Raw genomic sequence first — 12433 nt, forward strand, 5'->3', positions numbered from 1 at the left:
CCGAACGCGGCGATCGCGGGATGCGCGTCGGTGACCAGGGCCTCGTACTGCTCCGGCTGGTCCATGGCCAGTTGCACGGCCTCGATCGGCCCGACCTTGGCACTGATGGCGACGATGACGACGGGGAAGACCAGCCGCATGCCGAAGACGGCGATGAGAATGCCGATCGTCAGGAAGATCTTCTGCCAGAAGGCATTCATCTTCTTGAGGATTCCGGCGTTGACGACCGCGTTGTCGAACGACAGGGAGATCTCGAGGATCGACAGGATCAGTACGATCCCGAACGCCTCCCAGCCCCACTGCCACGCGGCGAAGGCAAGGCCGGCCGCCGTGACGGCAAACGACCAGCCGAAGGTTTTCAGAACCACTGGCTACCCCATCATGTGATTGGCCCCCGGGTGATGCCTGGGGGGAGCCTCCCCCGCACCGCACGTGGCGCGTTCTAAGAAACGTTGACGCCGAAGTCTAGAGCGATGCCGCGCAGCCCCGACGCGTACCCCTGTCCCACAGCGCGGAACTTCCACTCGGCCCCGTAGCGGTAGAGCTCGCCGAAGATCATCGCGGTCTCCGTGGACGCGTCCTCGCTGAGGTCGTAACGGGCGAGCTCCTGGCCGTCCGCCTGGTTGACCACCCGGATGAAGGCGTTGCTGACCTGGCCGAAGGTCTGGCCGCGGTTGTCCGCATCATGGATGGAGACCGGGAAGACGATCTTGTCCACATGGGCCGGCACCTTGACGAGGTCCACCAGCAGGGACTCGTCGTCGCCGTCCCCCTCGCCGGTGAGGTTGTCCCCGGTGTGCTCGACGGAGCCGTCGGGGCTCTTGAGCTGGTTGTAGAAGATGAACCATTCGTCGCCGAGCACCCGCCCGCTCTGGCAGAGCAGGGCGCTGGCATCGAGGTCGAAGGGTGCGCCGGTGGTGGAGCGCGCGTCCCAGCCGAGCCCTACGAGCACCTGAGTGAGATTGGGTGCGGCCTTGGAGAGGGAGACATTGCCTCCCTTGGCGAGCGTGACGCCCATGATGGTGAGTCCTCCCCTGGTGGCTGTGCCGAGGGCCCGGTACGGGCCCAGGCGCGTCCGGCGCCGCACCAGGAGTGCGGCGCCGGACGCGCGGAGACTGCTGCCCGAATCAGACGTTCACGCCGAAGTCCTGCGCGATGCCGCGCAGGCCCGAGGCGTAACCCTGGCCGACGGCACGGAACTTCCACTCCGCGCCGTTGCGGTACAGCTCGCCGAAGACCATCGCGGTCTCCGTCGAGGCGTCCTCGCTCAGGTCGTAACGGGCGAGTTCGCTGTTGTCGGCCTGGTTGACGACGCGGATGAAGGCGTTGCGCACCTGGCCGAACGACTGCTGGCGGTTCTCGGCCTCGTAGATCGAGACCGGAAAAACGATCTTGTCGACGTCGGCGGGGACCGCGGCCAGATTGACCTTGATCTGCTCGTCGTCTCCCTCGCCCTCACCGGTGAGGTTGTCACCGGTGTGCTCGACGGAGCCGTCGGGGCTCTTGAGGTTGTTGAAGAAGACGAAGTTTCCGTCGTTGGTGACCTTGCCCTCGGTGTTCGTCAGCAGGGCGCTGGCGTCGAGGTCGAAGTCGGTACCTGTGGTGGTCCGGACGTCCCAGCCCAGACCCACGGTCACCGCGGTCAGGTTCGGCGCGGCCTTGGTCAGCGAGACGTTGCCGCCCTTGCTGAGGCTGACTCCCACGAGTCCCTCCATTGGTTTTCAGGGGCATTGCCCCCGTAGTGCGTGACTGTTCGGATCAACGAACGGATCCTAGTGACCGGTTCCCGCTCGCCGTGTCATTTCCGGGGGACACCGTCTGAAACCCCGAGGGGGACCAGGCCGACCCCCGAGGGGATCAGAGGGAGTCCAGCGCCTTGACGTAGTCGTTCAGGTCGCGGGCCTCGGGCAGACCGTTGACGACGGTCCAGCGCACGATGCCCTCCTTGTCGATGATGAAGGTGCCGCGCACCGCGCAGCCCTTCTCCTCGTCGAAGACGCCGTAGGCGCGCGAGGTCTCCCCGTGCGGCCAGAAGTCGGACAGCAGCGGGTACTCGAGGCCCTCCTGGTCGCCGTAGACACGCAGGGTGTGGATCGAGTCGTTGGAGACGGCCAGCAGCTGGGTGTCGTCGTTGACGAACTTCGGCAGCTCGTCACGCAGGGCGCACAGCTCGCCGGTGCACACGCCGGTGAAGGCGAAGGGATAGAAGAGGAGTACGACGTTCTTCTCGCCGCGGAAATCCGCGAGCGCCACGGTGCGGCCGTGGTTGTCCCTGAGTTCGAATTCCGGCGCTTTGTCGCCGACCTCGATCGCCATGAATGGCCTTTCCCTTCCGTGAGCTCCGTGAGCCGTATGTGTGAGCTCCGTGAGCCGTATGTGTGAGCTCTGCGAGTGAGCCGTTGCGGCGCGAGGCCAGCCTACGCAAAGGCCCCCGCCGGCTCGCGCCGGCGGGGGCCTGGTGCCTGCTCTTCGTGGCTCGGCGTCTCAGCGCTTCCCCGACTTGGCCCCCTTGGGGGTGACCAGCCGGCTGCCACTCCAGTCCTTGCCGGCGGTGATGCTCTTGGTCTGGGAGAGACCCGCGGTCTGGGCGGCCTCATTGATGTCGCTGGGCTCGACATAGCCGTCACGGCCGGTCTTGGGAGTCATCAGCCAGACGACCCCGCCCTCGTCGATCAGACCGATGGCGTCCACCAGTGCGTCGGTGAGGTCCCCGTCCTCGTCGCGGAACCACAGCACGACGGCGTCTGCGACGTCGTCGTAGTCCTCGTCGACGAGTTCCTGGCCGGTGACGGCCTCGATGCCCTCACGGAGCTCCTGCTCGACGTCGTCGTCGTAGCCGATCTCCTGGACCACTTGTCCGGGCTCGAACCCCAGCCTTGCCGCCGGGTTGGTCCGCTCCTCCGCGTGGTCCGCGGTCGCGCTCACGGCTTGCCTCCTGATCGTTTTCGACAAAATGCTTCGTCCGCGCGCGTACGCGCGGCATTGGCCGTAGTCCACACGGGCGGGGCGGATCGCGCAAGTACCCGGCCGCCCAGACCGCCGAAACGGTGACGTTTACGGCTGTCTCGACGCAACTCCAGGCAAGCAGCAGGTCCCCGCCACGGTCATGGCCACACCCTTCGGCCGCCTACGCGGCATTCCTACCCTTTCACATCCCCATGGGAACCGAACGACCGAACGAAACAGATGGACGGCTCGGGCGTAAGGTTGCGATTCGGCCCGACCCGCGCGCCGGGAACGAGCCGGATGTCGCTCAGATCAAGGGTTACCTCCGGGTAGAGATGACGTGGGCTTCCCCGCGGTACACGATGGGAGGCGGTGCGACAGCTCTGCCGTCCCAGGACCCCCGAACAGCGAAGGAACAGCGTGGCTTCCGGATCAGATCGCAACCCGATCATCATTGGCGGCCTTCCCAGCCAGGTCCCGGACTTCGATCCTGAAGAGACCCAGGAGTGGCTGGACTCCCTCGACGCCGCCGTCGACGAGCGAGGCCGGGAGCGGGCCCGCTACCTGATGCTCCGCCTGATCGAGCGGGCGCGCGAGAAGCGCGTCGCCGTGCCCGAGATGCGCAGCACCGACTACGTCAACACCATCGCCACCAAGGACGAGCCGTTCTTCCCCGGCAACGAGGAGATCGAGCGCAAGATCCTCAACGCGACCCGGTGGAACGCCGCGGTGATGGTCTCGCGCGCTCAGCGCCCCGGTATCGGCGTCGGCGGTCACATCGCCACCTTCGCCTCCTCCGCCTCCCTGTACGACGTGGGCTTCAACCACTTCTTCCGGGGCAAGGACGACGGCAAGGGGGGCGACCAGATCTTCTTCCAGGGGCACGCCTCCCCCGGCATCTACGCCCGCGCCTTCCTGCTGGACCGGCTCAGCGAGCAGCAGCTCGACGGCTTCCGCCAGGAGAAGTCGAAGGAGCCGTACGGGCTCTCCAGCTACCCGCACCCGCGGTCCATGCCGGACTTCTGGGAGTTCCCGACGGTCTCGATGGGCCTCGGCCCGCTCGGCGCCATCTACCAGGCGCGCATGAACCGCTACATGGAGGCGCGGGGAATCGCGGACACCTCCGACTCACACGTGTGGGCGTTCCTCGGCGACGGCGAGATGGACGAGCCCGAATCGCTGGGCCAGCTGTCGATCGCCGCCCGTGAGGGCCTGGACAATCTGACGTTCGTGGTCAACTGCAACCTCCAGCGCCTCGACGGCCCGGTCCGCGGCAACGGCAAGATCATCCAGGAGCTGGAATCGCAGTTCCGAGGCGCCGGCTGGAACGTGATCAAGCTGGTCTGGGACCGCTCCTGGGACCCGCTGCTCGCCCAGGACCGCGACGGCGTGCTGGTCAACAAGCTGAACACCACGCCCGACGGCCAGTTCCAGACGTACGCCACGGAGACCGGCGCGTACATCCGCGAGCACTTCTTCGGCGGCGACCAGCGGCTGCGCAAGATGGTCGAGAGCATGACCGACGACCAGATTCTGCACCTGGGCCGCGGCGGCCACGACCACCGCAAGGTCTTCGCGGCGTACACGGCGGCGAAGGCGCACAAGGGCCAGCCGACAGTGATCCTCGCCCAGACCATCAAGGGCTGGACGCTGGGGCCGAACTTCGAGGGCCGCAACGCCACGCACCAGATGAAGAAGCTGACGGTCGACGACCTGAAGCGCTTCCGGGACCGGCTCCACCTGCCGATCAGCGACCAGCAGCTGGAGAGCGGCCCGCCGCCGTACTACCACCCGGGGCGCGACTCCGAAGAGATCCAGTACATGCACGACCACCGCAAGAGCTGCGGCGGGTACGTGCCGACCCGTGTCGTCCGGGCGAAGCCGCTGGCGCTGCCCGAGGACAAGACGTACGCGGCCGTGAAGAAGGGCTCCGGTCAGCAGTCGATCGCCACCACCATGGCGTTCGTCCGACTGCTGAAGGACCTCATGCGGGACAAGGAGATCGGCAACCGGTTCGTGCTGATCGCGCCCGACGAGTACCGCACCTTCGGTATGGACTCCTTCTTCCCGAGTGCGAAGATCTACAACCCGCTGGGTCAGCAGTACGAGGCCGTGGACCGTGAGCTGCTGCTCGCGTACAAGGAGTCGCCGACCGGCCAGATGCTGCACGACGGCATCTCGGAGGCCGGCTGCACCGCCTCCCTGATCGCCGCCGGTTCCGCCTATGCCACGCACGGCGAGCCACTGATCCCGGTGTACGTCTTCTACTCGATGTTCGGCTTCCAGCGCACCGGCGACCAGTTCTGGCAGATGGCCGACCAGCTGGCGCGCGGCTTCGTGCTCGGCGCCACCGCCGGCCGGACGACGCTGACCGGTGAGGGCCTCCAGCACGCGGACGGCCACTCGCAGCTGCTCGCCTCCACGAACCCGGCCTGCGTCGCCTACGACCCGGCGTTCGGCTTCGAGATCGCGCACATCGTCCAGGACGGTCTGCGCCGGATGTACGGCCCCGACGCCGAGGACGTCTTCTACTACCTCACGGTCTACAACGAGCCGATCCAGCACCCGTCCGAACCGGCGGACGTGGACGTCGAGGGCATCCTCAGGGGCATCCACCGCTTCAAGCCGGCCGAGCAGGGCGCGATCCCCGCGCAGATCATGGCGTCCGGCGTGGCCGTGCCGTGGGCCGTCGAGGCGCAGCGGATCCTCGCGGAGGAGTGGAACGTACGCGCCGACGTCTGGTCGGCCACGTCGTGGAACGAGCTGCGCCGCGAAGCGGTCGAGGTGGAGCGGCACAATCTGCTGCACCCGGAGGAGGAGCAGCATGTCCCGTACGTGACGCGCAAGCTGTCCGGCTCCGAGGGCCCGTTCGTCGCCGTGTCCGACTGGATGCGCTCGGTGCCCGACCAGATCGCCCGCTGGGTGCCCGGTACGTACCAGTCGCTGGGCGCGGACGGCTTCGGCTTCGCGGACACGCGCGGTGCGGCCCGCCGCTTCTTCCACATCGACGCGCAGTCGATCGTGCTGGCGGTGCTGACCGAGCTGGCCCGCGAGGGCAAGGTCGACCGCAGTGCTCTGAAGCAGGCGGTGGACCGCTACCAGCTGCTGGACGTGTCCGCGGCCGACCCGGGAGCGGCCGGCGGCGACGCCTGACGGCTACGGCCCGGTGAAGGGCGGCGGACCCGGCGGGTCCGCCGCCCTTCACGTTTCCCTACGATGCATGGCATGAACCAGCACACCGCGCAGATCCGATGGGAGCAGCGCCTGCAGACGCCCCTGCTGGCGCTCTCCCTCGTCTTCGGGGTCGCCTACGTGGTGCAGATCGTCGCCCCGGGGGCCCCGGACCAGGTGCAGACGGCGTGCCGGGCAGCCGAGTGGTTCGTGTGGGGCGCGTTCGCCGTCGACTACCTCGTGCGGCTGTCACTGGCACCCGCGAAGTGGCGGTTCGTGCGCGGTCACCCGCTGGATCTGCTCGCGGTGCTGCTGCCGCTGCTCCAGCCGCTGCGGCTGCTTCGGCTGGTGTCCACTCTGCTGCTGGTGGGCCGACGGGCCCGGATGGCGCCGCAGATCAGGCTGACCACGTATGTCGGCGGCTCGGTCGTCGGGCTGTTGATGTTCGGCTCGCTGGCGGTGCTCCAGGTGGAGCGGAACGCCCCTGACGGGAACATCAAGACGCTCGGTGACGCGGTGTGGTGGTCGTTCACCACGATGACGACCGTCGGGTACGGCGACCACTCGCCCACGACGGGGCTGGGCCGACTGCTCGCGGTCGGGCTGATGATCTCCGGTATCGCGCTGCTCGGTGTGGTGACCGCCAACATCGCGGCCTGGTTCATCTCCCGCTTCGACCGGGACGACGCGGCGGAGCGGCGGCAGACCGAGCTGCTGGAGGCGCTCACGATCGAGGTGCGCGAGCTGCGCTCGCAGGTGGCCCGGCTGTCGGGCACGGAGGCCACCGCCGCCGTGCCCGAGGTGCCTGCCGTGCCCGAGGTGCCCGCGGCTAGTTCTCCCAGATCTTGAACGCCCTGACCCGGTAGGGCGAGCGGGGCACCCAGGTGCCGCCGCCGGGGTAGGTCTCGAACTCGCCGGTCTCCGCGCACTCCGGTGACTGGTACGTCGTGACGGGCCGACCCGTGCGGTTGGCGAGGGCCTGCGCCGAGGCTCCCGGTGGCAGCGGCACGCAACTCTCGATGTCGGTCCCGGCGAGCTCGTGGGCGTGGCGGGCGCCGCGGAAGTCGGTCTCCGTCCACAGGCACAGCTCCCCGGCCACGCACTCCCCGAGGCGTGGTGGCGCCGCGGCGGACGCGCTCGGGATCGGCTGCAGCAGCGGCAGCAGTGCGGCGGCGGTCAAGGCCGCGGTGGTGATGGTGGTGGTGGTGCGCATGACGGGTCCCCGTGGGTCGTGCGAACGAATCGGTCGTCCGCACCCTGACCTGCGCCGCCCGGGCCGCGGAAGACGTGACGGGACGAATCATCCGGATGGGCGACGGACCCGCCGGGGCTGACCGGCGGGGCCGCCGATGGCCGTGCGTCGACGGGCCGACGCCGCAACGACGTCGGATGCGGGCCGCACCGGCACCGGCCTCCGCGTTCCGGCCGCGCTCGGTGAGCACCGCGACCGGCGCGGCGACCACCGCCACGACTCCGGCGACGGTGAACGCCAGGCCCATGCCCGACATGAACGTGTCGTGGATGACGTCACCGATCCCGGTGGCGAGTTCGGGCGTCATACCGGGTGCCTGGGCCGGCTCCGCGGGCACGGTGCCGAACTCGGCGGCCTGCTCCAGGAACTGGCGTACACCGGCCGGGCCGTGAGGCAAGGATGGCGCGACCTGCGCTCAACAAGGGGCGCGCGCAGGGAGGATGCGCACGGTGCGCGTGCGCCGGACGCACACGGAACGTCACCCCTCCCCCGAATTCCCTTGTCCGACACGTGATCTGCCTCACGCTGATCGCATGCGCCCGCGCGCTTCTCCTAGGGTGTTCCGCAGTGACTTCCTTCGACACCTCCCCCACCCCGGCCGTGTGGCGCGCCCTGCTCGCGCTCGCGGTGGTCTTCGTGATGCTGGCGACGACCGGCTGGACCGCCGTACGACATCAGAGCGGTCCGCGCGACGCTCTCGAGGCCGAACTGGCCGGCTGGCGCGAGGCGCGCGTCGGGGCCCGCAAGCTGCCGGGGCCGGACACTCCACCGCACCAGCTCGCCGCGTTCTTCACCTGGCTCGGCAGCGCCCGCGGTGCCCGGCTGGCCGAGGAGTACCCCCACATCGTCGGCAACCTCAACGGCGCACCCGTCACGCTGCGTTACCAGGCCAACCGCAAGGCGCTGGGGGCCTCCCTGGAGCGCGAGCGCGAGCGGGTGGCCGGATCCGGCCTGACCGCCGCGGGGCATCATCAGGCGGTGCGCCGGATGCACCGGTTCAAGGCCCTGATGAGCCGCGACCGGCAGATCCTCGCCTTCGACCCGTCCGGCTCCGGCCGGGTGGCGGAGGTGTTCGGCGACCTGGACCGGGCCCAGCGCGTCTCGGTGATCGTGCCCGGCGTCGACACCAACCTGCTCACGTTCCAGCGCACCACCCGCGAGTACACGGCCCCGGTCGGGATGGCCCAGTCCCTGTACGCGGCGCAGCGGGCGGCCGCGCCCCGGCTCCGTACGGCGGTCATCGCCTGGGCCGACTACACCTCGCCCGTCGGCGTCGGCATGGAGTCCGCGATCGGACGGCTGGCCGAGAACGGTGCGGTACGGCTGGTCGCGCTGACCGGCGCACTGCCCGGTCGCGCCCCCGTCTCGCTCTTCTGCCACAGCTACGGCTCCGTGGTCTGCGGGGTCGCCGCCAGTCGGCTTCCCGCGCGGGTGCGGGACGTGGCCGTCGCCGGCAGCCCCGGCATGCGCGCCCAGAACGTCACCGGCCTGCGCACGACGGCGCGCGTCTGGGCCATGCGGGACGCCGACGACTGGATCGAGGACGTGCCGCACCTGGAGGTCGGCGGGCTCGGCCACGGCGAGGATCCGGTGGTACCGGAGTTCGGCGCGCGGCTGCTCTCCGCGGCGGGCGCCATGGGCCACACCGGCTATTTCGAGCCGGGAACCGAAAGCGTGCACAACTTCGCCGAGATAGCTGTCGGGGCATATGCCGACGTGAGCTGCGCAAGCGGCACCGGCACCTGCCGCAGTGGTATTTCCGGTGCATGAGCGGACTGACGCGCGTAGAGCCCGGCCAAAAGGGGTGGCCGCCGAGGGGCGACGCGCGGCCCCGAGCCGCATACGATGAGGCACATGGGTGATGTGCTGGCCGGAATTCAAGCCACCTGGGAGTTCGAGACCGACTCCGTGCTCATCCGCTTCGAACGGGGGATCCGCACGCCGAAGCTTCTCTCCGCGCTGCGCGAACGGCGCGTTCCGCACGAGGCGTTGGCATCGGTGACGCTCACCCCGGGCAAGCGCGGCACGGTGGTGCTGAACGCTGTTCCCAGACCCGGCGCGGACCCGCTGATGGAGGCGGCCGCCGGGCAGCTCAAGGAAGGGTGCGATCCGTACCGGCTGGTACTGCCGGCGGAGCGGGAGACACTCGCCGAGTACTACGCCGACGAACTGCGTGCCACGCTCGGCCCGGACGCCGGCCGGCCCGCGGACCGCTATCTCGTCTCCGCGCCCCGGGCGCCGCTCGGCTTCAAGGCGTACGACGGCAAGGCGTCCTTCGACGGCTCGAACGTGGCGTTCCGGTGGTTCTGGACCGGTGCGTCGTCCGCCAAGTGGAAGGCGGGCGACCAGACCTTCCCCGTGTCGGAGCTGAGCGGCGTCGAATGGCGCTCGCCGGAGGTCTTCGACGGCTACCTGCGGCTGTTGCGGCGCGGCGACGCCGATCCCTCGGACCGGGCGGCGGGCGCGGTCGCCGGTGCGGCTGTGGCCGCGGCGCAGGCGGATCAGGACCCGGCGGCAGTCGTCTTCGGGCTCGGTTACGGGCCGGTGCACGAGTCCCTGCCGTTCGCGGCGGCGGTCCTCGAGTCCATCCGCACCCAGACCCCGGCCCCGGCCCTGACGGCCCCCGCGACCCGCCGCGACCCCGCGGACATCGCGGACCGGATACGGCACTTGGGGGACCTGCATCTGGCGGGGCTGGTGACGGACGAGGAGTTCACGCGCAAGAAGGCGGAGCTGCTGGCGGAGCTGTGAGGGTGGCCGGGCGGCCGGCAGGTCGTGGGCGGGCGGGCCGCTGCGCGGGGCTTGTCCCCCACCCGCCCCCTCCCGACACCGGGAGGCTCTGCCCCCGGACCCCCGCGCCTCACACGCCGGCGAGGCTGACAGAGCCGGCCCGTCCGGCGCTTGAGGACACCGCGCGAAGCGCGGTACCGAGTCCGGGCGCAGCCCGGCTCGGGAAGGAGCGGCTCGGGAAGGAGCGGGTCGGGAAGGAGCGGGTCGGGAAGGAGCGGCTCAGGAAACAGCCCCGTCGCGGGCTACTCGCGGACCGTCGCCGTCGTCGACATGTCCGGGTAGCGGTCCCCCGCGACCCGCCCCGCGATCGGCTCCAGCGTCGCCAGTTCGGCGTCCGTCAGGACGACCCGCGTCGCCGCCAGATTCTCCCGCAGCCGCGCGGCCTTCCGCGTGCCCGGGATCGGGACGACCGCGAGCCCGTGGACGTCGGCCCGCTGCTGCACCCACGCCAGCGCCACCTGCGCCGCCGTCGCGCCGTGCGCTGCCGCGATCTTGTGGACGGGCTCCAGGAGCGCCGCGTTCGCCCGGGCGTTCTCGCCCGTGAAGCGGGGCTGGTACCGGCGGAAGTCGCTGGCGGACAGGTCCTTGGCCGCGTCCGTGAACGTCCCCGTGAGGAAGCCACGGCCGAGGGGCGAGTACGGCACCAGCGCGACGCCGAGTTCCGCCGCCGCGCCGACCGCGCTGCGCTCCACGTCGCGGCTGAAGAGGGACCACTCCGACTGCAGCGCCGCGACGGGGTGCACGGCGTGCGCCTCGCGCAGTTCCGCACCCGTCACCTCACTCAGGCCGATGTGCCCGACCAGGCCGCGGTCGACGAGTTCCGCCATGGCGCCGACGGACTCGGCGAGCGGCACGGCCGGGTCGCGGCGGTGCATGTAGTAGAGGTCGATGACGTCGATGCCGAGCCGCCGCAGGCTGTCCTCCACGGCCCGGCGGATGTACGCGGGGTCGTTGCGCACGCCCCGGCTGTCCGGGTCGGCGGTCCGATCCACGGCGAACTTGGTGGCGAGTGTGATCTCGTCCCGGTGGGCGCGGACGAAGGGTGCGAGGAACTCCTCGTTGGCACCCATCCCGTACATGTCGGCCGTGTCGAAGAGGGTGACGCCCTCCGTGAGCGCCACCTCCAGCGTCTCGCGCGCCGCGGCCTCGTCGGTGTCGCCGTAGAACTCGCTCATGCCCATGCAGCCGAGGCCCTGGACCCCGACGAGGGGTCCGTCCGTGCCGAGGCGTACCTGTGCGATCGTGGAATTGCTCATCAGGTTCATGACCTCTCCGGCGCCCGGCGGGCGTCCGCATAGAACTCGATCTTGTGGTCCAGCACCGCGAGGGTGTCCTGGAGTTCGGCGATCCGGTCGAGCACGTCCCGCCGGGTGCGCTGCAGCAGTTCGGCCCGCGCCTCGAAGGTGTGCTCCCCTGCGCGGACCATCTCGGCGTACCTGACCATGTCCGCGACGGGCATCCCGGTCAGCCGCAGTTTGCCGACGAGGGCGAGCCAGTCCAGGTCGCGGTTGGTGAACCTCCGCTGGCCCGTGTGCGAGCGGTCGACGTGCGGCATCAGCCCGATCCGCTCGTACCAGCGCAGCGTGTGCGCGGTGAGCCCGGTGAAGTCGGCGACCTCGCTGATCGTGTAGCGGTCCTGCCCTTCGGGGCGCGGGTGGGCGCGGGGAGCGGCTTTGCAGAGATCGGTCCTGGCCGGGGTGCTCTCGATCACCGTCATGCGCTCCACGCTAAGACGTTGGAGTGCACTCCAAGCAAGCTCAATCCACTGGCATTTCCGGCGCGGCCGGAACTAGCCTGCCGGATCATGATTCCCTCCCGCCGCGCCACCCCCGCCGACGCCGACGAACTGGTCCGCCTCCGCAAGGTCATGGGCGACTCCGTCCACGGCCCGAACCCCGATGTCAGTTGGCAGCCCGCCGCCGTGGCGACCCTGCGCGACCGCCTCGCGGACCCGGCCGGCACCATGACGGCCTACGTGGTCGAACGGCCGGGCGGCGGGCTCGCGGCGTGCGCGGTCGGCACCATCGAGCACCGGCTCGGCAGCCCCGGTAACCCGGACGGCACCTGCGGCCATGTGTTCAGCGTCGCCACGGACGAGGACATGCGCCGCCGCGGCCACTCGCGCGCCTGCGTGGAGGGGCTGCTCGGCTGGTTCCGTGAGCGCGGCGTTCGCAGGATCGACCTGCGGGCCTCCCCCGAGGGCGAGCCGCTGTACGCCTCCCTGGGCTTCGTCCGCACCCCCGACCCGGCGATGCGGCTGAACCTGTGACACCG

The 12433-nt window shown here is 70.2% G+C and carries 13 protein-coding genes and 1 pseudogene; 5 read left to right on the top strand and 9 right to left on the bottom strand.

Translation table 11 applies throughout. The features are described from left to right. From AB0903_RS16800 to AB0903_RS16820, 5 genes are all read right to left on the bottom strand, one after another. Positions 1-368 (bottom strand): DUF475 domain-containing protein (locus AB0903_RS16800; RefSeq protein ID WP_366703379.1); only part of this gene is annotated, 368 nt, incomplete at its 3' end. Between the two features lie 74 nt (positions 369-442). Then, positions 443-1018, bottom strand: a complete 576-nt coding sequence (locus tag AB0903_RS16805; protein ID WP_366703380.1) for a TerD family protein — start codon at positions 1016-1018, stop codon at positions 443-445. Positions 1019-1127: 109 nt separating this feature from the next. Then, complete coding sequence (locus AB0903_RS16810; RefSeq protein WP_366703382.1) at positions 1128-1703, bottom strand: TerD family protein; 576 nt, start codon at positions 1701-1703, stop codon at positions 1128-1130. A gap of 154 nt (positions 1704-1857) precedes the next feature. Continuing rightward, a complete protein-coding gene (locus AB0903_RS16815) occupies positions 1858-2316 on the bottom strand; it encodes a peroxiredoxin (protein WP_366703384.1) in 459 nt (152 codons plus the stop codon). 168 nt (positions 2317-2484) lie between these two features. Continuing rightward, positions 2485-2925, bottom strand: a complete 441-nt coding sequence (locus AB0903_RS16820; protein ID WP_366703385.1) for a DUF3052 domain-containing protein — start codon at positions 2923-2925, stop codon at positions 2485-2487. 441 nt (positions 2926-3366) lie between these two features. On the opposite strand from AB0903_RS16820, the gene aceE reads away from it, so the two are divergent. Both aceE and AB0903_RS16830 read left to right on the top strand, forming a co-directional pair. Further along, entirely contained in the window at positions 3367-6099 is a 2733-nt protein-coding gene (aceE, locus tag AB0903_RS16825) for a pyruvate dehydrogenase (acetyl-transferring), homodimeric type (protein WP_366703387.1), read from the top strand. A gap of 63 nt (positions 6100-6162) precedes the next feature. After that, positions 6163-6966 (top strand): potassium channel family protein, encoded by an 804-nt coding sequence (locus AB0903_RS16830; RefSeq protein WP_366703389.1) that lies wholly within the window; start codon positions 6163-6165, stop codon positions 6964-6966. Here the strand turns inward: AB0903_RS16830 and AB0903_RS16835 are convergent. Together AB0903_RS16835 and AB0903_RS16840 are read right to left on the bottom strand one after the other, a co-directional pair. Next, positions 6947-7330, bottom strand: a complete 384-nt coding sequence (locus tag AB0903_RS16835; protein ID WP_366703391.1) for a peptidase inhibitor family I36 protein — start codon at positions 7328-7330, stop codon at positions 6947-6949. The two genes, AB0903_RS16830 and AB0903_RS16835, sit on opposite strands and share 20 nt — an antisense overlap. 175 nt (positions 7331-7505) lie before the next feature. Next, positions 7506-7733, bottom strand: a pseudogene (locus tag AB0903_RS16840) (MFS transporter); the annotation flags it as partial. 203 nt (positions 7734-7936) lie between these two features. On the opposite strand from AB0903_RS16840, the gene AB0903_RS16845 reads away from it, so the two are divergent. Together AB0903_RS16845 and AB0903_RS16850 are read left to right on the top strand one after the other, a co-directional pair. Next, a complete protein-coding gene (locus AB0903_RS16845) occupies positions 7937-9139 on the top strand; it encodes an alpha/beta hydrolase (RefSeq protein WP_366703393.1) in 1203 nt (400 codons plus the stop codon). 84 nt (positions 9140-9223) lie between these two features. Further along, positions 9224-10120 (top strand): DUF4429 domain-containing protein, encoded by an 897-nt coding sequence (locus AB0903_RS16850; RefSeq protein ID WP_366703395.1) that lies wholly within the window; start codon positions 9224-9226, stop codon positions 10118-10120. A 281-nt stretch (positions 10121-10401) separates the two neighbouring features. On the opposite strand, the gene AB0903_RS16855 is transcribed toward AB0903_RS16850, so the two are convergent. Next, positions 10402-11415 carry an aldo/keto reductase gene (locus AB0903_RS16855; protein ID WP_366703397.1) on the bottom strand — a complete coding sequence of 338 codons (1014 nt, stop codon included), beginning with the start codon at positions 11413-11415 and terminating at the stop codon, positions 10402-10404. A gap of 5 nt (positions 11416-11420) precedes the next feature. Continuing rightward, a complete protein-coding gene (locus AB0903_RS16860; protein ID WP_366703399.1) occupies positions 11421-11876 on the bottom strand; it encodes a MerR family transcriptional regulator in 456 nt (151 codons plus the stop codon). Between the two features lie 87 nt (positions 11877-11963). Here AB0903_RS16860 and AB0903_RS16865 point away from each other — a divergent pair, with 87 nt between their 5' ends. After that, positions 11964-12428 (top strand): GNAT family N-acetyltransferase, encoded by a 465-nt coding sequence (locus AB0903_RS16865; RefSeq protein ID WP_366703401.1) that lies wholly within the window; start codon positions 11964-11966, stop codon positions 12426-12428. The last annotated feature ends 5 nt before the right edge of the window (positions 12429-12433 follow it).

This window comes from Streptomyces sp. NPDC048389, from assembly GCF_040706335.1.
Lineage (GTDB): Bacteria > Actinomycetota > Actinomycetes > Streptomycetales > Streptomycetaceae > Streptomyces.